This is a genomic window from Bradyrhizobium sp. BR 10261, assembly GCF_019455395.1.
In the GTDB taxonomy this organism is placed as follows: Bacteria; Pseudomonadota; Alphaproteobacteria; order Rhizobiales; family Xanthobacteraceae; genus Bradyrhizobium; species Bradyrhizobium manausense.
This window is the reverse complement of sequence record NZ_JACOFQ010000006.1, coordinates 135,375-157,587: the sequence shown is the minus strand read 5'-3', so window position 1 is coordinate 157,587 and position 22,213 is coordinate 135,375. Positions and strand designations below refer to the sequence as shown.

At 63.0% G+C, this 22,213-nt stretch carries 17 protein-coding genes; 12 read left to right on the top strand and 5 right to left on the bottom strand.

Annotated elements, in window-relative coordinates; translation table 11 throughout:
• The first annotated feature begins 151 nt into the window (after positions 1-151).
• The 10 genes from HYH07_RS08970 (at position 152) to HYH07_RS08925 (ending at position 14,808) form a co-directional block, all read left to right on the top strand.
• Positions 152-2,053, top strand: coding sequence for an ABC transporter substrate-binding protein (locus HYH07_RS08970; RefSeq protein WP_220002155.1), 1,902 nt, complete (start codon positions 152-154; stop codon positions 2,051-2,053).
• A 14-nt stretch (positions 2,054-2,067) separates the two neighbouring features.
• Positions 2,068-3,939: an extracellular solute-binding protein gene (locus HYH07_RS08965; protein ID WP_220002154.1), complete on the top strand. Its 1,872-nt coding sequence runs from the start codon at positions 2,068-2,070 to the stop codon at positions 3,937-3,939.
• A 2-nt stretch (positions 3,940-3,941) separates the two neighbouring features.
• Entirely contained in the window at positions 3,942-5,051 is a 1,110-nt protein-coding gene (locus HYH07_RS08960; protein WP_220002153.1) for a microcin C ABC transporter permease YejB, read from the top strand.
• Positions 5,051-6,229, top strand: coding sequence for an ABC transporter permease (locus HYH07_RS08955; RefSeq protein WP_220002152.1), 1,179 nt, complete (start codon positions 5,051-5,053; stop codon positions 6,227-6,229). Before HYH07_RS08960 ends, HYH07_RS08955 begins: the two co-directional genes overlap by 1 nt.
• A gap of 7 nt (positions 6,230-6,236) precedes the next feature.
• On the top strand, positions 6,237-7,874 hold the full coding sequence (locus tag HYH07_RS08950) for an ABC transporter ATP-binding protein (protein ID WP_220002151.1): 1,638 nt from the start codon (positions 6,237-6,239) through the stop codon (positions 7,872-7,874).
• 118 nt (positions 7,875-7,992) lie between these two features.
• Positions 7,993-10,062 carry a LuxR C-terminal-related transcriptional regulator gene (locus tag HYH07_RS08945; protein WP_220002150.1) on the top strand — a complete coding sequence of 690 codons (2,070 nt, stop codon included), beginning with the start codon at positions 7,993-7,995 and terminating at the stop codon, positions 10,060-10,062.
• Positions 10,063-10,542: 480 nt separating this feature from the next.
• The gene (locus tag HYH07_RS08940; RefSeq protein ID WP_220002149.1) at positions 10,543-11,295 is read left to right on the top strand and encodes a hypothetical protein; all 753 of its coding nucleotides are present in this window, start codon (positions 10,543-10,545) and stop codon (positions 11,293-11,295) included.
• A 132-nt stretch (positions 11,296-11,427) separates the two neighbouring features.
• The gene (locus HYH07_RS08935) at positions 11,428-12,633 is read left to right on the top strand and encodes a hypothetical protein (RefSeq protein WP_220002148.1); all 1,206 of its coding nucleotides are present in this window, start codon (positions 11,428-11,430) and stop codon (positions 12,631-12,633) included.
• Positions 12,634-12,992: 359 nt separating this feature from the next.
• Positions 12,993-13,442: a globin family protein gene (locus HYH07_RS08930; RefSeq protein ID WP_220002147.1), complete on the top strand. Its 450-nt coding sequence runs from the start codon at positions 12,993-12,995 to the stop codon at positions 13,440-13,442.
• 538 nt (positions 13,443-13,980) lie between these two features.
• Positions 13,981-14,808 (top strand): B12-binding domain-containing protein, encoded by an 828-nt coding sequence (locus tag HYH07_RS08925; protein WP_220002146.1) that lies wholly within the window; start codon positions 13,981-13,983, stop codon positions 14,806-14,808.
• A gap of 140 nt (positions 14,809-14,948) precedes the next feature.
• Here HYH07_RS08925 and HYH07_RS08920 read toward each other — a convergent pair whose 3' ends face one another.
• A complete protein-coding gene (locus HYH07_RS08920; RefSeq protein ID WP_220002145.1) occupies positions 14,949-15,791 on the bottom strand; it encodes a C40 family peptidase in 843 nt (280 codons plus the stop codon).
• Entirely contained in the window at positions 15,784-17,157 is a 1,374-nt protein-coding gene (locus tag HYH07_RS08915; RefSeq protein WP_220002144.1) for a M17 family metallopeptidase, read from the bottom strand. Before HYH07_RS08915 ends, HYH07_RS08920 begins: the two co-directional genes overlap by 8 nt.
• Before the next feature lie 203 nt (positions 17,158-17,360).
• Between HYH07_RS08915 and HYH07_RS08910 the strand changes: the two genes are divergently transcribed.
• On the top strand, positions 17,361-17,564 hold the full coding sequence (locus tag HYH07_RS08910) for a hypothetical protein (RefSeq protein WP_057759462.1): 204 nt from the start codon (positions 17,361-17,363) through the stop codon (positions 17,562-17,564).
• A gap of 236 nt (positions 17,565-17,800) precedes the next feature.
• Entirely contained in the window at positions 17,801-18,616 is an 816-nt protein-coding gene (locus tag HYH07_RS08905) for a tetratricopeptide repeat protein (RefSeq protein ID WP_220002143.1), read from the top strand.
• 130 nt (positions 18,617-18,746) lie between these two features.
• Here HYH07_RS08905 and HYH07_RS08900 read toward each other — a convergent pair whose 3' ends face one another.
• Genes HYH07_RS08900 through HYH07_RS08890 form a run of 3 tightly spaced genes read right to left on the bottom strand, consistent with a single transcriptional unit; the run spans position 18,747 to position 22,192 of the window.
• The gene (locus HYH07_RS08900; protein ID WP_220002142.1) at positions 18,747-19,721 is read right to left on the bottom strand and encodes a type II secretion system F family protein; all 975 of its coding nucleotides are present in this window, start codon (positions 19,719-19,721) and stop codon (positions 18,747-18,749) included.
• 13 nt (positions 19,722-19,734) lie between these two features.
• Positions 19,735-20,712: a type II secretion system F family protein gene (locus HYH07_RS08895; RefSeq protein ID WP_220002141.1), complete on the bottom strand. Its 978-nt coding sequence runs from the start codon at positions 20,710-20,712 to the stop codon at positions 19,735-19,737.
• Between the two features lie 16 nt (positions 20,713-20,728).
• Complete coding sequence (locus tag HYH07_RS08890; protein ID WP_220002140.1) at positions 20,729-22,192, bottom strand: CpaF family protein; 1,464 nt, start codon at positions 22,190-22,192, stop codon at positions 20,729-20,731.
• Between the last annotated feature and the right edge of the window lie 21 nt (positions 22,193-22,213).

Here is a 22,213-nt window from a genome sequence, read left to right as displayed (position 1 = left end):
CCGGGCCTCGCGGCGTTGTTATCGAGGCGTTTGGCCGCATCGGACATGCCGTCCGGCCTTCCAAGATGAGGAAAAAGCAACGTGTTCCGTCGAAACCTCGCCTATATTGGGAACTTAAAGGAGTAGCCTCCTTCAAGACAGGGATGTTGATTTGGCCATTACCCGACGCGATCTCTTGCTCACCGGCGCGGCCGTCGCTGCGCTTCCCGCCCTCGGCTCTGCAGCGGGTGTTCCCGTCGTCGGCACGGCAGAGGCACAATCCGCGGGCGAGCTTCCCTGGCGCCATGCGCTCTCGCTGTTTGGCAAGGTCAAGTATCCGGCCGACTTCAAGCGCTTCGACTACGTCAATCCGGACGCACCCAAGGGCGGCGTCGCCCGCCAGATCGCCATCGGCACCTTCGATAACTTCAATATCGTCGTGTCCGGCGTGAAGGGGCAGGTCTCCGGTGCCGTCGCATTCATCTACGAATCCCTCATGACGCCCGCTCTCGACGAAGTCTCGACCGAATACGGCGCACTGGCCGAAGCCGTCAGCCACCCAGACGATTTCTCCTTTGTCACCTATCGTCTGCGGCCGGAGGCCAAATGGCATGATGGCAAGCCTGTTAGTGTCGAGGACGCGATCTTCTCGCTCGATGCCTTCAAGAAGCATCATCCAATGTACTCGGCCTATTACAGCCATGTGGTCCGGGCCGAGAAGGTCGGCGAGCGCGAGGTGAAATTCGTGTTCGACGCACCAGGCAACCGCGAGCTGCCGCAGATCGTCGGGCAGCTCACGGTCCTGCCGAAGCATTGGTGGGAAGGAACGGACGCGCAGGGCAGGAAGCGCGATGTCTCGGCGACCACGCTCGAAGTGCCGCTGGGCTCCGGCCCCTACAAGGTCAAGGAATTCGTTGCAGGACGGTCGATCGCGCTGGAACGCGTCAAGGACTATTGGGGAGGCGATTTCGCCGCCAATGTGGGGCGCAACAATTTCGACGAGCTACGCTACGAATATTTCCGCGACGCCACCGTCGCGATCGAGGCCTTCAAGGCCGATCAGGTCGATTGGCGCACCGAGAACAGCGCCAAGAACTGGGCGACCGCCTACGATTTCCCGGCGGTGACCGAAAAACGGGTGATCCTCGAGGAATTTCCCAATCGCAGCTCGGGCGTGATGCAGGCCTTCGTGCCGAACCTGCGCCGCGCCAAGTTCAGCGATCCGCGCGTGCGCCGTGCGCTCAACTATGCGTTCGACTTCGAGGAGATGAACAAGCAGATCTTCTACGGTCAGTACAAGCGCATCAGCAGCTATTTCGACGGCATCGACGAGTTGATGGCGACCGGATTGCCGCAGGGGAAAGAGCTCGAAATCCTCGAGACGGTGCGCGCCCAAGTGCCGCCCGAAGTTTTCACGACTCCCTACACCAATCCGGTCGGCGGCAGCCCGGAAGCCGTCCGCGATAATCTGCGCGAGGCGCTGCGCTTGTTCAAGGAGGCCGGCTACGAGGTGCGCGACCGCAAGCTGATCGACGTCAAGACCGGCACCCAGTTTTCCCTTGAGCTGCTAAACTCGGATCCGAGCTTCGAGCGAGTCACGCTGTTCTACAAGCCGTCGCTGGAACGGCTCGGCATCGCCGTCAGCGTGCGCACGGTCGATCCGACCCAATACGAGAACAGGACGCGCGAGTGGGATTTCGACGTCGTCACCAACTCCTGGGGCGAGTCGCAATCGCCGGGCAACGAGCAGCGCGAGTTTTGGTCGTCCAAGACCGCCGATATCGCCGGTTCGCGCAATCTTGCCGGCATCAAGAATCCGGCCATCGACAAGTTGATCGAGCGCTTGATCTTTGCGACCGATCGCGATGATCTCGTTGCGGCGACCAAGGCGCTCGACCGCGTGCTGCTGTGGAATCACTACGTCGTGCCGCAATGGAATTATCCGAAGGTGCGCACTGCACGCTGGGATCGCTTCGGTCGGCCGGCGGAATTGCCCAAATATGGGCAGTCCGGCTTCCCGTTTATCTGGTGGTACGACGCAGACAAGGCGGCACGGATCGCAAAGAAGTCGTGAAGGACATGTCCCGCATGGTGCAGCTTTCACGCAGGCATGTGCTGGTCCTCGGTGTCGGCGGCGCGCTCAGCGCCGCCGCACGCCGTAACGCAGCGGCGTCCGAGGGGCCCGCCGAGGCCCACGGCATCTCGGCCTTCGGCGACCTGAAATATCCCGCAGATTTCCACCATTTCGACTATATCAATCCGGATGCCCCGAAGGGCGGCGCGTTCTCGCTGATCCCTTCGGTGCGTTCGTACAACCAGTCCTATTTCACCTTCTCCTCCCTCAACGCCTACATCCTGAAGGGCGAGGGCGCGCAGGGTATGGACATGACCTTCGCGCCGTTGATGGTGCGCGCCAATGACGAACCCGACGCGATGTATGGGCTTGTCGCGAAATCGGTGCGGATCTCGCCGGACAAGCTGGCCTACACCTTCACGATCAGGCCCGAGGCGCGTTTCCACGACGGCTCGAAGCTCACCGCGCATGATGTCGCCTTCTCGCTCAATGTGCTGAAGGAGAAGGGCCATCCGCTGATCGTCGTGCAGCTGCGCGATTTCGTGATGGCCGAGGCGCTCGACGACGCCACCGTGGTCGTGACCTTCGCGCCCAACCGTGCGCGCGACGTTCCGCTCTATGTCGCGGGCCTGCCGATTTTCTCGAAGGCGTATTACGCGACGCGCGCCTTCGATGAATCGACGCTCGATACGCCGCTCGGCTCCGGCCCGTACAAGGTCAGCAAGTTCGAGGTCAACCGCTACATCGAATATGATCGCGTCAAGGACTGGTGGGGCGCCGATCTGCCGGTCTGCCGCGGCAGCTACAATTTCGACACGGTGCGCTACGAGTTCTATCGCGACCGCGACGTCGCCTTCGAAGGCTTCACCGGCAAGAACTATCTGTTCCGCGAGGAGCTCACCTCGCGCATCTGGGCCACGCGTTACGATTTCCCGGCGGTGAAGGACGGCCGCGTCAAGCAGGAGCAGCTGCCGGACGAGACCCCGTCGGGCGCGCAGGGCTGGTTCATCAATCTGCGCCGCGACAAGTTCAGGGATCCGCGCGTCCGCGAGGCGCTGATCTATGCCTTCGATTTCGAGTGGACCAACAAGTCGATCATGTACGGCGCTTATGCGCGCACGCGCTCGCCGTTCCAGAACTCCGACATGATGGTGTCCGGGCCGCCTTCACCGGAAGAGCTCGCATTGCTGGAGCCCTTCCGTGGCAAGGTGCCTGACGAGGTGTTCGGTCAGCCCTTCGTGCCGCCGGTGTCGGACGGCTCGGGACAGGACCGCACCCTGCTGCGCAAGGCGAGCGAACTGCTCAACGAAGCCGGCTACGTCATCAAGGATCGCAAGCGGGTTCTGCCCAATGGCGAGCCTTTCACGATCGAGTTCCTGAACGACGAGCAGTCGATCCAGCCGCATCACGGGCCATACTTGAAGAACCTCGCGACGCTCGGCATCGACGCCACGTTCCGCCTGGTGGATGCGGTTCAATATCGTGCGCGCGTCGAGGATTTCGACTTCGACATGACCATCGAGCGCTTCTCGATGTCGGCGACCCCCGGCGATTCCATGCGGGCGTTCTTCTCCTCGCAGACCGCCAAGACCAAGGGCTCGTACAATCTGGCCGGCATTTCCGATCCCGTCATCGACGCGCTGATCGACAGGATCGTCGCCGCACAGACGAGGGTCGAGCTGACCACGGCCTGCCGGGCGTTTGATCGCGTGTTCCGCGCCGGGCGCTATTGGGTACCGCAATGGTATGCGAACTTCCACCGCGTCGCCTATTGGGACCAGTTCAGCCATCCCAACAAGCCGGCGAAATATGCGCAAGGCGTCGGCGCGCCTGAGAACTGGTGGTTCGACGCGGCCAAGGCCGCCAAGCTCGATCAGGCGAAATAATCATGAGCGCCTATATCGCCCGTCGCATTCTCCTGATGATTCCGACGCTGCTTGGAATCCTGTTCGTGTCCTTTGTCGTCGTGCAGTTCGCGCCGGGCGGGCCGGTCGAGCGCGTGATCGCGCAGCTCTCGGGCGCCGACACCGGCGGGACCTCGCGCATCTCGGGCGGCGGCGATTTCGCGCAGCGCGCTCCGGGGCAGCTCGGTGCCGGTGGCGATGCCATCAACTCCAAATATCGCGGCGCGCAGGGGCTCGATCCTGACTTCATCAAGAAGCTCGAGGTGCAGTTCGGCTTCGACAAGCCGGCGCCGGAGCGTTTCGCGCTGATGGTCTGGAACTTCGCCCGCTTCGATTTCGGCAAGAGCTATTTCCGCGATGTCAGCGTGATCCAGCTGATCAAGGAGAAGCTGCCGGTCTCGATCTCGCTCGGCATCTGGCTGACGCTGATCACCTATCTGATCTCGATCCCGCTCGGCATCCGCAAGGCGGTCAAGGACGGCTCCCGCTTCGACACCTGGACGTCCGCGGTGATCATCATCGGCTTCGCGATCCCGGGCTTCCTGTTCGCGATCCTCCTGATCATCCTGTTCGCCGGCGGCTCGTTCTTCAACTGGTTCCCGCTGCGCGGATTGACCTCGGACGGCTGGTCGAGCTTTCCGTGGTACTGGAAGATCATCGACTATTTCTGGCACCTGACGCTGCCGCTGATCTCGATGGGGCTCAGCGCATTCGCGACCATGACGCTGCTCACCAAGAACTCGTTCCTGGACGAGATCCGCAAGCAATATGTCATGACCGCGCGGGCCAAGGGCTGCAGCGAGAACCAGGTGCTCTATGGCCACATTTTCCGCAACGCGATGCTGATCGTGATCGCGGGCTTCCCGGGCGCCTTCATCCACGCCTTCTTCTCCGGCTCGCTGCTGATCGAGACGATCTTCTCGCTGGACGGGCTCGGACTGCTCAGTTTCGAGAGCGTGCTCAACCGCGACTATCCCGTCGTGTTCGGCACCCTCTACATCTTTTCGCTGGTCGGCCTCGTGGTCAATCTGATCTCCGATCTGACCTATATGTGGATCGATCCGCGGATCGACTTTGAGGCGAGGGAGGTCTGATGGCCCTGACCGCCCCGACCCCGATCGAGACCTCGGCCAAGACGCCGCTCGGCGCAGCCGTGCCGATCACGCGCAAGCCGTTCGTGCCGTCGCCGCTCAACAAGCGGCGCTGGGAGAACTTCAAGGCGAACCGGCGCGGCTACTGGTCGTTCTGGATCTTCATGGTGCTGTTCGTGGTGTCGCTGTTCGCCGAGCTGATCGCCAACGACCGGCCGTTCCTGATCAAATATGACGGCCACCTCTACTGGCCGGCTTTCGTCACCTATTCGGAGACGACGTTCGGCGGCGACTTCGAGACGGCGGCGGACTATCGCGATCCGTACTTGCAGAAGCTGATCAAGGACAAGGGCGGCAGCATCGTCTGGCCCTTGATCCGTTATTCCTACGACACCCACAATCTCGATCTGCCGACCCCGGCGCCGTCGCCGCCGACCTGGATGCTGACGGAAGCCCAATGCAAGTCGGTGGTCGAGAAGAAGGGCCTGAAGAGCTGCCGTGATCTCGAATACAACTGGCTTGGCACCGACGATCAGGGCCGCGACGTGGTGGCGCGGCTGATCTATGGCTTCCGCATCTCGGTGCTGTTCGGCCTCTGCCTCACCATCGTCTCCTCGATCGTCGGCGTCGCCGCCGGCGGTATCCAGGGCTATTTCGGCGGCTGGATCGACCTCACCTTCCAGCGTTTCATCGAGATCTGGACCGCGATTCCCTCGCTCTATCTGCTCCTGATCCTGTCGTCGGTGCTGGTGCCCGGCTTCTTCGTGCTGCTCGGCATTCTCTTGCTGTTCTCATGGGTGTCGCTGGTCGGCCTCGTGCGCGCCGAGTTCCTGCGCGGACGCAATTTCGAATACATCCAGGCGGCGCGCGCGCTCGGCGTGTCGAACGCCGTGATCATGTTCCGGCATCTCTTGCCGAATGCGATGGTCGCGACCATGACCTTCCTGCCCTTCATCGTTTCCTCTTCGGTGATGACGTTGACGGCGCTGGACTTCCTCGGCTTCGGCCTGCCGCCCGGCTCGCCCTCGCTCGGCGAGCTGCTGTCGCAAGGCAAATCCAACGTGCAGGCGCCGTGGCTCGGTTTTACCGGCTTCTTCTCGGTCGCGATCATGCTGTCGCTCTTGATCTTCATCGGCGAAGCCGTGCGCGACGCCTTCGATCCGCGCAAGACGTTCAAGTGAGGGCGTGATGGACGCGATCAACCAGCCCCTGCTTGCCGTCCGCGACCTCTCGGTGGCTTTCCACCAGGGCGGCAACACGACGCTCGCAGTCGACAAGGTATCGTTCCAGATCAAGCGCGGCGAATGCGTCGCGCTGGTCGGCGAGTCCGGCTCCGGCAAGTCGGTCAGCGCGCTCTCGATCCTGAAGCTGCTGCCCTATCCCAGTGCCTCGCATCCCTCGGGCAGCATTCGCTTCAAAGGCCAGGAGCTGATCGACCAGAGCGAGCAGCAGATGCGCCAGATTCGCGGCAGCGACATCTCCATCATCTTCCAGGAGCCGATGACCTCGCTCAATCCGCTGCACACGATCGAGGCGCAGATCGGCGAGATCATCCAGCTGCACAATCCGACCAGCAATGCGCAGGCGCGCAGGCGGACGCTGGAATTGCTGACGCAGGTCGGCATTCCCGAGCCGGAGACGCGGCTGAAGAGCTATCCGCACCAGCTCTCCGGTGGCCAGCGCCAGCGCGTGATGATCGCGATGGCGCTCGCCAACGAGCCGGACCTCTTGATCGCGGACGAGCCGACCACGGCGCTTGACGTCACCGTGCAGGCGCAGATCCTGGCGCTGCTCGCCGAAATTCGCTCTCGGCTCGGCATGAGCCTGCTCTTCATCACCCACGACCTCGGCATCGTCCGTCGCATCGCCGACACCGTCTGCGTCATGAAGGGTGGCCTGATCGTGGAGCAGGGGCCGGTCGAGCAGGTCTTCAAGGCCCCGAAGCATCCCTATACGCGCGATCTGCTCGCGGCCGAGCCGAAGCCGGATCCGGCGCCGCCGCAGCCGAACGCGCCGGTGGTGATGTCGGCCGACGATCTCAAGGTGTGGTTTCCGATCAAGCGCGGCCTGATGCGCCAGACCGTGGGGCACATCAAGGCGGTCGACGGCGTTAGCGTCGCCGTGCGCAAGGGCGAGACGCTCGGCGTCGTCGGCGAGTCCGGTTCGGGCAAGACCACGCTGGGCTTGGCGCTGCTGCGGCTGATCTCCTCGAACGGGCGCATCGTCTTCCTGGGCAAAGACATCCAGGGTCTGCGCTTCAAGGAGATGCGTCCCTTCAGGCGCGACATGCAGATCGTGTTCCAGGATCCGTTCGGCTCGCTCTCACCGCGCATGTCGGTCGCCGACATCATCGCCGAAGGCCTCTCGGTGCATCAGCCAAAGCTGTCGCGCGAGGAGCGCGAGGCGCGCGTCGTCAAGGCGCTCGAGGATGTCGGGCTGAAGCCCGATACCCGCTATCGCTACCCGCATGAATTCTCCGGCGGCCAGCGCCAGCGCATCTCGATCGCGCGTGCGGTCGTGCTGGAGCCCGACTTCGTCGTGCTGGACGAGCCGACCAGCGCGCTCGACATGTTGTTCCAGGCCCAGATGGTCGATCTCTTGCGTGAGCTTCAGCGCAAGCGCGATCTCACCTACATGTTCATCTCGCACGACTTACGCGTCGTCGCCTCGCTCGCCAGCCACCTCATCGTGATGCGCGGCGGCAAGGTGGTCGAGGAAGGCCAGGCCGCCGAGCTGTTCAAGAACCCGAAGACGGACTACACGCGCGCCCTGTTCGCGGCGGCATTCCGGCTGGAGACGGCGGGGAACGGCTCGGTCGCGACCTAGTCTCCTCACCTCTCGCCGTCGGAACCAACGGGAATGTCGTGCGTTGCCGCGCTGCTCTTTGAAGTGCCGTCGTTGCACCTAGGTCGCGTTGCCGGGCGAGTTAGGAACGCCGGACGAGATGCCGCAGATGCTCCCTATCCGACTCGTCATAGCTGATCGCCGTCCGATCGTTCTGCAGGGGTTTGCCTCGCTATTTGCGGCGGAGCGTGACTTCGAAATCGTCGCCTCGTGCATCAATGGAACCGATTGCCTGGACGCACTTCGGAGGCTGACGCCGGATGTCGTGCTTGTCGAGGACGGATTTTCCGACGTGACGGCTGCTGAAATGCTCGCCGTCGCCAATGCCGAAAACCTTGCCACGCGCCTGGTCTTCTACACCGCGTCGGTTGCGCGCGGCGATCTCGCCGCTGCCATCGAAGCGGGGGCCTGCAGTGCGATTCCGATGCGCGAGGAGCCCGAAACCTTGATTCAATCCCTGAGGCTGGTGGCGCCGCCCCCGGGGCGGGCGGCCGCCAGCAAGCCGCGCAACGGCGCGTTGGGTGAGAATGGGCTGGCCGCGCTGACGGACCAGGACCGCAAGATCATGCGCCTGGTCGCCTCCGGCATGTCGAACAAGGAGATTGCGCGCCGCCTCAAGGTCGCCCCAGGCGCCATCAAGGCGCGCCTCGATCGCATATCGGCCCAGCTCGACATCAAAAGCCGGACCGAGCTCGCGACCTTCGCCCTGTCGCGCCTTTTCGGCGGAATCGGCGCGCTCGCAGCTCTGATCTGGGCGGCGCTCGACGATGTCAGCGACGCGAGCGCGGCCGCAATTGATCATGCGGATACCGACAACGTCACGGTCACGGCCGCAGACGGCACAAGCGCCGTCGTGACCATTAAAATCGCCACGCAAAAAACGGCTATTGCGCCGGGCAAAGCGGTCAAAGCCGTGGGCAAGGTCGGCCGCATTGATCATTCCGTAGCCGGCACGCCGACGACGGCCGGCAGGCCGGTCGAATCCCGTGACGATAGTGTCGCCGGCGCGATCACGTTGCCGACGCTCACATCTTCAAGGCCGGGCTTGAGCAGCGCTGGCGCATTCTTGATGACGGCGGTCGGAGTCTTGATCTACGAGTTCCTTCATAGTCCCGCGCAGGCCTTCAAGGTTGGCGATAGCCCGAACGATCTCCTTGCGTCGGCTGCCGCAAGCGGCAGCAGCGAAATGGCCGCCCTCAATAGTCCCGGGACCGTCGATCCGGCGCTCAGCGGCTTCGACAACCCGGCCTGGCTCGATCCTGAAACACATCATGACTCATTCGTCTTCGCTGCTGCCCAAAGCGATGGCAGCGGCAGACATGACGAAATTCAGACCGTCGACGCAACCCGGCGCGAGGATGGGGCTGACGGCAACGCGACCCCTCACATCGGAGCCGGTGCCGTCGATGCTCTGATTGAACAGAGCGGCCTCGCGCAGGTGGCTGCCGCGGACCCATCGATGCGTGCCGAACACGACACCATGCGGGCGAGCGCAGGAGAGGGGCCAGATCGTGAATCAGGGCAGCGCGATTTGCATGTTTCGGAACAAGGCGCCTCAGCCGGCAAGCCGCATGCCGAGCAGGAGTCGCGAGGGCACGATGTAGATCATGGAAAATCGCAAGCCGATGTGCAGGCGTCGGAGGACGGCGCTGCAGTCGAAAAGCAGCATGGCAAACACGACCAGGCCGGGCACGAATCCAGTCCCGGGCAATCGCATCGCGATCTGCACGCTTCGGAGCATGGTTCGGCAGCTGCCGGAAAGCACGTCGCGGACGATGGACCCGGAAGTCATCTCAAGTCCGCCCAGTCGCAGCACGATGCCCACGAAGCGCACGCGAATGCTTGCAAAAATCCGCACGCGGCGCCCGGCCAGGATGCTGGCAGCAACGGCCATGCGACCGACGTCTCCGGTCCGGCGCAAACGACAGCTGCGCCCCAGCGAGGAGATTCCTTTCACTTCAAGAACGATATGGCAGAGGCCAAAGCGTCCGACCATCTTAAGTCTGGCCACAGATCCGATACGATTGGATATGCTCCGCACGATGCGGAAATTGACGCTCTGGCGCAGATGCATCATGCAGACCCGATTGGCGCTTCGCACGCCGAGCCTGGCGCCGTTGATCACGCAAGAGGCATTGAGCACCATTTCACGCATGATTTGGTTGTCTAAAGCGCGATGAGATTATCGCGCTTTAGGTTATTCTTTGAGCATGATCTCCGCGCAAGCACGTTCCGCTGATGTCGCGAGGGAAAACCGCTTCGCATTTTTCCGGATCATGCAGCACATGGCAGGTAGGATGAGTGGAGCTGTTGCGAAACCCATTGCCTGACGGCCGGAGCCAAGCAGTCGTCGGTGCGCCGATTTCGTCAGCTTATGGCTCACAGCCGAATTTGGCGTTGAGCCGGTTTGCTCCGGGTGCTATCCTCAAGCGCCATCATTCCCGTCAGGACTGATGGGGCGGACGGGTTAGCGGGCTTACGGACTGCCGCCCGCCATTTGCAAATTGGAATACTTTGGCCACAGGCCCCGCCTCCGGACTTATTACAAAGTCGGCTGCGGAAATGTTCATTGGACGTCATTTCCCTCCGTTCTTCCCATTGACTCGGAGGCGGGCTTTTTCTGTCCAACCTTTTAGAAAAGCCATCTGCCATGTTCACGTTCGGAAGCCGAGCCCGGCGCGCGGCACGTGTTGCCCATTCAAGGCGAGTTTGTCCCTACGTTTTGGCTTCCATATTCTCGGCGGTCTGCGTCATTCCCTTTGCGAGCGCCGCGTCCGCTCACTGCGCGGCCCGCGATGTGTTGCAGAACCAGCTGAAGCTCAAGATACGCTCGGCCCCAGCGTCCCAACAGCCTATCGAGTCCGGGCGCGACGTTGCGACATGGAAGACGATCACAATAGGTACCTTCGCTGACTCTCTTGCGTTGCGCAACGAGCTCGATAGCAAGGGCTGCCATGTCGGTGGTCAGGCCGCTGAAATCCTTGCCCGGCCGACGTTCGTCGTGAGCTCCCGGAAGACACATGTAGAGCTTGTCGATCTGTCGCCCGCGCAGCTTGGGTTTATGTCCGACACCGTGACCTTGGCCAGCGTCTACGCACGCGCCCAGCAACTCGGTCTTGAACTGGCTGCTGCCGAAGTCGGCCCGCAACTGCGTCTCCAATATTTCGATCAGCCTATCGGCGAATTTCTCATCATCGCAATGGAGCCGATCAAGACATGGAGCGGCGAGCCGATTGTTCTGAATGTGGCAAATGGCGGCGCCGGATTGATACTCATCGGCCAGGATGGTCGGGCCGAAGCGGAGATGCCCGTGACATCTCGTTTCATTTTCGCTCGATCCTCTCGGCCGGCAGCTAGCAGCGAAGTCATCGGATCAGTAGCGAGAGCATTTCTGCCGCCGTAAAAGCCGACCAGTCGGAAGCAACCGCGCCGCTTCCTGCCGGCATCGAGTATTCGCCCCGCCCGCGTTGCAATTGCCAATTGCGCTAGAAAAAAGTAAGGTGGCTCGCCGGGAGGTTGCATGCAGGAGAATGTGATGCCCGATGTTGACATTGCGAGATTACCGGCGCTACCCCTTGCTGATTTTGATTTTTCCAAGTGGTTTCCGACAGGACAGGTTTTCTTGAGCTGGCCTTTGCCTCAGCCCAAGGCCGGGAGCGAACTCAAATCGTTCGATGTGCCGCGCGAGTTCGTCGAACCGCTGCTGTGGGTTTTCCGGCAAAGCAACACGCTGGCCGACGCGCTGTTCTATGATGTGGGCCTGCTGTGGCTGCGTCTCCTGACCCGCGGCATTACCGTGACCACCGCCAACTCGCAGTTTGCCGCATCCGCGCAGGACAGCGTCGCGGCCGCGCAAGCTGCCGCGAAATTCATCAATCTGAGCGCGCATGCGAACCCGGAAGGCGCGATCCTGGTGGTTGACGCCCATCATGCCCCCTTTGTTCAGAGCTACGACGACGTGAAGTCGTTTTTGCGAGATGGTTTGTCGTTTACGCCCAGTCGCGGTGGCGAGGCGAAGCCGGTCAGGATGATCAGCGTGACCGGCGTCGGCAGTTCAGCGCTCGGCTCGGCCGCCTTCGCCTGGAACATTTCGGAATCCCTGCGCGAACCCGTGGCGGCCATCGTCCCCGGCTACGGTCTGGCCGATATTATTCCGCAGGCGCTGGGCGGATGGTTCGGTTTTGGCGTTCACGACTTCATGCGGCGCCTCTCCCAGCAGGTCTTGGCGCGCACGGCGCTGCAACTGGCGAAAGTCGGGCGGCGCCTGTCATCCACTGCGATTGGCGATGAAGCTTTCCAAAGCGGCAATCCGGAGAGCGAGATTCTCCACGAGATCCTTGCGAACGCGAAGCAGATCAAGCGGCTTTATGGCCATAGCAAGGGTGCGCTTTGCATTCAGAATGCGGTTCGCAGCCTGACGACCGAGCACACGCGGCAGCTTCATATCACCACGTTCGGCTGCGTGATCCAGGAAGAGACCGATGCCGACTACAATCAGGTCATGGGCGATATTGATGGCCTGGGTCAGCTCAATTCATGGGGCAATTGGCCGGAGCACTGGATCAAGAGCTGGCACAGCACCAATTCGCTGCTGCCGCTGACAATGCCGGTGGCCGATCTTGTGAAGAAAGATCTGCGTGCCGAGGATCCGGTCAGAATAAGTCGGGCTGAGCTCGAGGCTGCATTTGCGGCGGCCCTTGCCAAGCTCCAGCCTCGGCCGCAGGAAGTCGGTCACGCCTGAGGGCCGAACGGGGACGGGCACACAGCCGACAAGAACGGGAGGAGCCCCGCTTGAGATCGCGGGCATTCGAGGCAGTTGGCAGGATGGGTTGAGCCCCTGCGAAACCCATCGCCAGACGGCCAGAGCCAAACAATCCTTGGTGCGCTCCGATTGAAAGAACAAGGTTTGATGGGTTTCGCGGCGGCGCGGGCCCGTCCTACGTTGCCGAATGCAATCTGCTGGTGTTTGCCGACAGTAATGGTTGCAAGTATACTCGCCGGTGTCGGGCGACCTGAGTCCGAGGATTCATGAGTCCGCACCCGGTCGCATTTCGGCATATGCGCGGTCTTTAGATTGGCTTTTGCGAAGTTGGAATCACGATGTTGACCGCAGAGGAGATCGTCGGCGTCAGGTCCTCGTTCGACATGATATTTGCGAACGCCACCGACATGACGACCGCGTTCTACGATCGCATATTTGAGCTTGCGCCGGAATTCAGGCCCATGTTTCCGGCCGACATGAGCGTCCTGAAGCAGGATTTCATCTCGAAGCTGGCGGTGCTGGTTGGCAGTCTCGATCAGGCGACCGGGCTGTTGTCAGGCGCCGACATGCTTGGCCGCAATCATCTGCGCTATGGCGTAAAACCTGAGCACTATCCGGTCGTCGGCGAAGCACTGCTCTGGAGCCTTGCGCGTGGTCTTGGGCCGCATTGGACCGATGAGCTGGAACAAGCCTGGCGCAAGGTTTACGCCCTCATTGCTCAACGCATGATGGGGGCCGGCGCGAGTCCGCCGCCGTCGTCGATTACTGAGGCGTCACGGCGCATGTGAGTTTCACCAGCACGTGGGATGGTGTGAGCTCTTTGGTTACGGTGAAGTGCACTGCCCCTGCCGGGCTTGAAGCGGAGCGGCCAATAGAGTGCACTTCACCGCAATCCTCCAGCGGACGTCACTCCGCGCCGCCGGACCCGTGCCCTAAGCGCGATGACGATTCATCCTAATCTCATCGCGCTTTAGTGGCGAGCCAATCGGATCAGTCGCAGCATTTCTTCCGCCGTGAACGAGCCACGGCATGAGCGTCAATTGGTCGCTCCTGGCCCGTTTGCGGTGTGCCCCTCGGTCTGATGATCTCTGCCTATAGGGTAGACGGGAAACTCCCGAGTCCAGGGCATGCCGACGCCAATGACCCACAGCGAGCGAATATCACCAATCTGATGGGTCCATGGCCGTCGACATAACAAATGTTAGCGTGAAGCGATATTCATCGGAATAAAACGCGGGGCATAGTCCGCCGTCATGTCAGACGCACCCGTCTCTCTCGGAAAATGGAATAGATGCCAAGCACCTTCGCAATTGGCTTGTCAGTTTCTTGATCGACGCTGCGGCCGATCGGTTCGCATGTTCAGATGAGGTGCTCACGCCAATGCTGAAGTGGTGCTCATACTGTCAGCAATTTCAAGGCGAAACCTCCCCATATGAGGATTGTTCCGTCACTTACGGCCTCTGCCGAAGATGCGAGTCCGACCACCCCGATATATTCGCAAGCGAAGTCGTCAGGCACTCCGAGTTTCTCCGCAGTGTTTACCATTCGCTCTACGAAGCAGGGCGCCGGAATGATCTTCCCTCGGCTCAGCAGCTTGTTAAAGAATCGATTGCTGCCAACTTCAGGCCCGTTGATATCCTCCTCGGAATTCTGACCCCGCTGCTCTACAAGATCGGCGAACAGTGGCGTTCCGGCACCGTCACCGTTGCGGACGAACACGAGTTCACGGCCTTTAGCGGGCGCGTGATCGAGATGATCGAAGCCAGCATGCAACCGGGCAGGACACGACGTCGAGCAGGCGTGCCACGGTATTTTCTCATGAATGCGCCGGGCAATACTCATACGCTGGCAGTCCGCATTCTTGCCCTTTGGCTCGAAAGTCGCGGCATCTGTACACCAACCGTCGTCAATCATCTCGATCCGCGAGAACTGCCGCAGCACATTCTCAAAGCTGCGCCCAAAGCATTGTTGATCTCGATGGCTTTGCCCCAACAGCTCAACAGTGTGGCGGCCATCTCCGCCCGTGTCGGAGAGTTGCCGGCCGGCGTTCGTCCAAAAGTCATAGTAGGCGGATATGCGATCAAATCCGGCCTGGTCAGGTTTGTGCCTGGCGCTGATGTGGTGACCGACATCAACTCGCTGGGCACCTCCTGATCAGTGAATTCAGTGTGTAGGGTGGGTTAGGCGAAGCCGTAACCCGCCACTCCTTTATCTGCCGAAGCTGAAGAGGTGGGTTACACCAAGCAGATGCGCTTCCGCGCATCTGCAAGGCGAACCCACCCTACGAGGTGACGCTACAGCCGCTTGATCGCAACGACCTCGCTGCCGGCCGCCTTGATCCGCGCGATCGCCGGCGCGATCGGCTCGATCACCGTCGCCATGTGATACGCGTTGGCGTGAACCATGGTGCTGCCGTCGCGCACGATGGCGACGTGGCCTTTCCAGAAGATCAGATCGCCGCGCAGCAAGCTGCTCCGCTCATGCGGCTCCAGCGCGCGGCCGAGGCCCGTCTGCTGCATGTCGCTGTCGCGCGGGCAGCCGATGCCTGCGGCCGTCAGTGACACTTGCACCAGCCCCGAGCAATCGATACCAAAACTGCTTTTGCCGCCCCAGAGATAGGGCGTGCCGACGAAGCGTTCCGCGACCGCGACGAAATCGCCCTCGCGATGGTCGAGCGGCGAAAGATGGGTCTTCGGCACGAACGTGCCCTCGCGTGTAACGGCGAAAGGGCCGTCCTCGCGCGTGATCGTGAGCTGCGACCCCTGCACCAGCGAATCTGCCGGCGGCAATTTGATCGAGGGGCCGGGGAAGGCGAGCGTGCGCAGCGCGGTCACCTTGTGCGTCGGCGCCGCCGCCGGCTTCGCCAGCGCGGCATCCGGCAGCCAGCCGACATAGCCATCGCTGCCGAGCTGGCCCCAGGCCCAGCCCTCGCCGTTGCGATCGTAGACCGTGACGCGCTCGCCGCGCAGCGCTTCCGTCATCAGCATCGCGTTCGAGGACGGCTGCTCGCGCACCGGTGCGATCGGCGCGATGACCTCGAACTCCTCGCCGGTGACGAAGCGATCGGCCTGCACCTTGCCCTCGAGATATTTCGCGGCGAGGTCGCCGCGCGCCGGTGTCAGCCTGATATCATGCATAGCGCTCGCTCAGCATCTTGTAGATGGCACGGGCGGCCTGGCATTCACCGCCCTCGGGCCGCGCCGGCTTCGCCGACGGCGTCCAGCCGAAAATATCCACATGAAGCCAGCTCCCGGCATGCTCGACGAAGCGTTGCAAAAATAGCGCGCAGGTGATCGAGCCGGCAAAGCCGCCTGACGGCGCGTTGGTGATGGTGGCGGTCTTGGAGTCCAGCCAGGCATCGTAAGGTGGCCACAGCGGCATGCGCCACAAGGGATCGTTCTCCTGCGCCGCGCAGCGCGCGACGTCGGCGGCCAGCGTCTCATCATTGGTGTAAAAGGGCGGTAGATCCGGCCCCAGCGCAACGCGCGCAGCGCCTGTCAGCGTGCCCAGATCAATCAGCAGCTCGGGCTTCTCCTCGTCGGCCAGCGCCAGCGCGTCGGCGAGCACCAGCCGTCCTTCCGCGTCGGTGTTGCCGATCTCGACCGTGATGCCCTTGCGCGAGGTGAAGATGTCGAGCGGGCGAAAGGCATTGCCGGAAACCGCATTCTCGACGGCCGGGATCAGCACGCGCAGGCGCACCTTCAGCTTGGCGTCCATCACCATGCGCGCCAGCGCCAGCACATTGGCGGCGCCGCCCATGTCCTTCTTCATGATCAGCATGCCGCTCGACGGCTTCAAATCGAGCCCGCCGGTGTCGAAGCAGACGCCCTTGCCGACCAGCGTCACCTTGGGATGATCAGGGTCGCCCCACCCGATATCGATCAGGCGCGGGGCGCGGCTGGAGGCGATGCCGACCGCATGGATCAGCGGAAAGTTGTTCTCAAGTTCCTCGCCGATGGTGCAGGCATAGCTCGCGCCGTATTCGGTCGCGAGGGCTTGCGCGGCGGCGGCCAGCTGCTCCGGCCCCATGTCGTTGGACGGCGTGTTGATGAGGTCGCGCGCCAGCATCACGGCATCAGCCATGCGATCGATCTCGGCGGCGTCGACGCCATCGGGCGGCATCAGGCGGACGTCGGGTCTCTCGTCCCTGCGGTAGCGGGCGAAGCGATAGCACCCCAGCGCGAAGGCGAGCGCCGCCAATCGTGCATCGTGCGGTGCATTGGCAAAGCGATAGGTGCCGGCCGGCAGCAGGCCGGGCAGGGCGCCGGGCCGGAACGGATCGCGCGACTTGGCGCCGTCGTCCTCGAGGCCGAACAGCACCCGCGCGATCGCGCCGTCTGGCGCGGGCAGCGCGAGATAGCCGCCCGGCTTGGCGGTGAAGGCGCTGGCCATGGCGAATTGCCGCTGCGCCGGCGGCAGCGTCTCACGCACGGCGTCCCAGCTCGACTTGGTGACGAAATTGATCGGGGTGGCAGTCGAGGACGTCTCGAAGATGGAAGGCATTGGCGGGCTCGGAGGTCGTTCGGGTGGAAAGCAGACTTCGCAGAGTTTTGCCGTGGCCGCAATCGGCATTGCGGTCACCGTTCGGCGAGCCGCTACTCGCAGAGCAAGACCCATGCTAGGTTCCGGCAGTGGTCGCCAAGCAGGTCATCAGGGGTGCAGAGAACGCCCGTGGCCGACGACAATGCGTGCCGGGAGGAATTGCGATGGAATTCGTGTGGAGCGGGATCACATTCATTGGCCAGGCCATCGAGGCCATCTTTGGCTATGTCGAGCATCACCATTGGGTCTTCGCATTCCTCGCCGGCGGTTACGTCTTCTATCTCCATGATCGTTCGATCCACGCGCGGTTCGACGCGCTCGACAGACGCATTGATGAAATCCGCAAGCGTCTCGCCATCGAATATTGATCGGGCCTCTCGAAACGATCCACGGGCGGCGCGCGTATCTTCGTCGAGAACTGCCGTTGATGCGTGCGCTGCCGCAGGGCACCTCGCGACATCCCATGCACTGGCCGAGCTCGTTCGCAAGCTCGACAGTCTGCGCCGCTGCAGGGCAGCACGGGCCCACGTTAACCGGCCATTAGGGTTAACCGTCTATTGCTGGCGCGTTCGGCTCGATCAATCCGCTCGAGAGTCAAAGCGTCATGAGTCAACGGTTCCGTCCTGTCCGGCTTCTTGCGTCCGCCTCGCTGATCGCGCTGGTGGCCGCGAGCCTCGGCGGCTGCACGGCAATGTCCAAGCTCTCCGACGTCACCGGCTCGATCGGGCCGAAGGCGGAGGCTGCTGCGCCGGCCGATCCGGCGCGCGCCGTCGAGGTCTATGGCGAGCGTTATCGGGCCAATCCCAAGGATGCCGATACGGCGCTGGCCTATGGCCAGGCCCTGCGCGCCAACGGCCAGCGCGCCCAGGCCGCGGCCGTGCTCGAACAGGCGACCATCGCCAATCCCGGCAACAAGGCGCTGCTGGCCCAATACGGTCGCGCGCTCTCCGACACCGGCAATTTCCAGCAGGCCTTCGACGTGCTGTCGAAGGCGCATTCGCCCGACAATCCGGACTGGCGCCTGCTGTCGGTGCAGGGCACCTGCCTCGACCAGATGGGCCGCCACAACGAGGCGCGCGGCTACTATGCCAGCGCGCTGAAGATCGCGCCTGATGATCCCGGCGTGCTCTCCAATCTCGGCCTGTCCTACATGCTGACGAGGGACCTGCCCAAGGCGGAAGAGGCGCTGCGGCAGGCCTATGCGTCGCCGCGCGCGGGGGCGCGGGTACGGCAGAATCTCGGCCTGGTGGTCGGTCTCCAGGGCCGCTTCGCGGAAGCCGAGACCATCGTGAAGGCGGACCTGCCGCCGGACCAGGCGGCGGCCAATGTCGCCTATCTGAAGGAGATGCTGAGCCGCAACGACGCTCCGCGCGGCGCGCCGAAGCGCACCCCGGTCGCTTCCCTCAGCCAGCCCGACTGATCCGCCGCCTTTGGCGCGATGGCGTGAATTTCATCCGATCATTCGGACGTTTGCCGCGATCCACATGACGCCGAGCCGGCGCCAGCCGGCTACTGTGCATGGGGTTGTTTTCGCGCTCTTGGATCGCGTGTCAGTGCAGCTCGGAGATCTTGATGCCGGTCGGTCCGAGAATGACGACGAACAGCACCGGCAGGAAGAACAGGATCATCGGCACCGTCAGCTTCGGTGGCAGCGCGGCGGCCTTCTTCTCGGCCTCGTTCATGCGCATGTCGCGGTTTTCCTGCGCCATGACGCGCAAGGATTGCCCGAGCGGGGTGCCGTAGCGTTCCGCCTGCTGAAGCGCCAGACAGACCGACTTGACGCCTTCGAGCCCGGTGCGCTTCGCCAGGTTTTCGTAAGCGACCTTGCGGTCCTGCAAATAGGACAGCTCGGCGGTGGTCAGGGTGAATTCCTCCGACAGCGCGATCGACTGGCCGACGATCTCCGTTGCGACCTTGCGGAACGCCATTTCCACCGACATGCCGGATTCGATGCAGATCAGCAGCAGGTCGAGCGCATCGGGAAAGGCGCGCTTGATCGAGAGCTGGCGCTTGGAGATCGCGTTCTTGAGGAACAGCATCGGCGCCTGCAGGCCGAGATAGGCCGCGCCGACGCAGATGCCGATCTTGATCGGCATCGGGCGGTCCATATGGGCGATCAGGAAGACGTAGATGACCGAGCCGATGAACAGCACGATCGGCGCGACCAGGCGGGCGAACAGGAACGTGATGTAAGGCGCATGGCCGCGATAGCCGGCCATGATCAGCTTGTCGCGCGCAGCCTCCTGCGCCAGCCATTTGGTGAGATTGAAGTCCTCGACCACCTTCGAGACGAGCTGCTTGGGGGTCTGGCGCAGCGAGACCTTCTCGCTCTTGTTGAGGCGCTCGCGCTCGCGCTGCCGGATGCGCTCGCGTTCGCTCGCCACCGCCTTCATGCGCTTGGAGAGGCCCTCGCCGGCGAACATCGGCATCACCAGCGTGTACACGGTGGCGCTGGCAGCGATGGCTGCCAGCAGCATGGTCATGAAGTGGGCGTCATGCAGTTTCGTAACGAGGAACTCGACCATGCGGCACCATCACTCAGAAATCGAAGTTGATCATCTTCTTCATCACCATGATGCCGATCGACATCCAGACGACGCAGCCGACCAGCATCAGCTGTCCGGTGGGATGGGTCCACAGCAGGGAGATGTAGCCGGGGGTCGTGAGATAGACGAGGAACATCACGATCGGCGGCAGCGAGCCGATGATGCCGGCCGAGGCCTTGGCTTCCATCGACATCGCCTGGATCTTCTCCTTCATCTTCTTGCGGTCGCGCAGCACCTTGGAGAGGTTGCCCAGCGCCTCGGAGAGGTTGCCGCCCGATTTCTGCTGGATCGACACCACGATGCCGAAGAAGTTGGCCTCGGGCAGCGGCATGCGCTCATAGAGGCGCGAGCAGGCCTCGCCGAGCGGCATGCCGATCGCCTGCGTCTCGATGATGGCCAGGAATTCGCTGCGCAGCGGCTCCGGCGCGTCGGCCGCGACGACCTTGATCGATTCGAACAGCGGCAGGCCGGCCTTGATGCCGCGGACGATGACGTCGACGGCGTCGGGCAGCGCTGCAAGGAACTTGTTCTCGCGACGCTTCTTCAGGAAGCCCAGGGCCCAGCGCGGCAGGCCGAAGCCGCCGGCAAAGGCAAGACCTGCCGCGCCGAGCAGGCCGCCGCCACCAAACAATGTGCCGACGAAAAACACGCCCGCCACGACCGCGGACACGATCCAGAATTTCTGCGTGGTCCAGTCGAGCCCCGCCTGCGACAGGCGGATGTTGAGCGGGACGCTCTTCTCCTGCGTGCGCCTGGCCTCGAGATCCTTGAGCGAGCTCTCGACCTGCTCGCGGCGCGAGCGCTGGGTCTTCTCGGCCTGGCGGGCCGTCGGCGCCTCGGCGCGTGCGATCGAGGCACGGCGGCTCTCGGCCTTCCGCTCGCCCGACAGCATCGGATAGACGAAGACCCAGGCGATGCCGCCGACAGCGGCGGTGGCGAGGAAGGCGAGGGCGAGGACCTGAATGTTCATGGCTGCGCCGGCCTGCTCACGTGTTCGGTTTCTTTTCCGCGGCGTCGAGCGCGGCGGCAAGGCGTTTCTCTTCGCCGTAATAGCGGGCGCGTTCCCAGAATTTCGGGCGGCCAATGCCGGTCGAGCGATGCTGGCCGATGATCTTGCCGTTGGCGTCCTCGCCGATCAGGTCGTAGAGGAAGATGTCCTGGGTGATGATGGTGTCGCCTTCCATGCCCATCACCTCGGTGATGTGGGTGATGCGGCGCGAGCCGTCGCGCAGACGCGCGGCCTGGACGATGACGTCGATCGAGGCGCAGATCATCTCGCGGATCGTTCGCGATGGCAGCGAAAAGCCGCCCATCGTGATCATGGATTCGCAGCGTGACAGCGCTTCACGGGGATTGTTGGCGTGCAGCGTCCCCATCGAGCCGTCGTGGCCGGTGTTCATGGCCTGGAGGAGGTCGAAGGCCTCCGGCCCGCGGACTTCGCCGACGATGATGCGTTCGGGGCGCATACGCAGGCAGTTTCGCACCAGCTCGCGCATGGTGACCTGGCCTTCGCCCTCGATGTTGGGCGGGCGGGTTTCGAGCCGCACCACGTGGGGCTGCTGGAGCTGAAGTTCGGCGGCGTCCTCGCAGGTGATGACGCGCTCGTCGTGCTCGATGTAGTTGGTGAGACAGTTGAGCAGGGTGGTCTTGCCCGAGCCGGTACCGCCCGAGATCAGCACGTTGCAGCGGACGCGCCCGATGATCTGGAGAATCTCGGCGCCCTCAGGCGAGATCGCGCCGAATTTGACCAGCTGATCCAGCGTCAGCTTGTCCTTCTTGAACTTACGAATGGTGAGCGCGGGGCCGTCGATCGCGAGCGGTGGAACGATGGCGTTGACGCGCGAGCCGTCGGCGAGACGCGCGTCGCAGATCGGCGAGGATTCGTCGACGCGCCGGCCGACTTGGCTGACGATGCGCTGGCAGATGTTGAGGAGCTGCTGGTTGTCGCGAAAGCGGATGCCGGTCCGCTGGATCTTGCCGCTGACTTCGATGAAGACCGTCCCGGCGCCGTTCACCATGATATCGGCGATGTCATCGCGGGCGAGCAGCGGCTCGAGCGGGCCGTAGCCGAGCACGTCGTTGCAGATGTCGTCGAGCAGCTCTTCCTGCTCGGCGATCGACATCACGATGTTCTTGATCGCGATGATCTCGTTGACGATGTCGCGGATTTCCTCGCGCGCCGATTCGGAATCGAGCTTGGCGAGCTGGGCGAGGTCGATGGCCTCGATCAGCGCGCCGAAGATGGTCGCCTTGACCTCGTAATAATTGTCCGAGCGGCGGGTTTCCATGACCGGCGGGGGCCGGGACGGCGCGAGCGGCGGGGACGCGACCACCGGCGGGGGCGGCGCGCGCGACACCGTCGGCGCCGGAGCCGAGACAGGCTCTGGCGACACGGCGCCGGGCTTGGGAGCCCGAAAGTCGGTGTCTGTTCCGCTACGCTTACCGAACACTTAACAACTCCATGCGGCGGC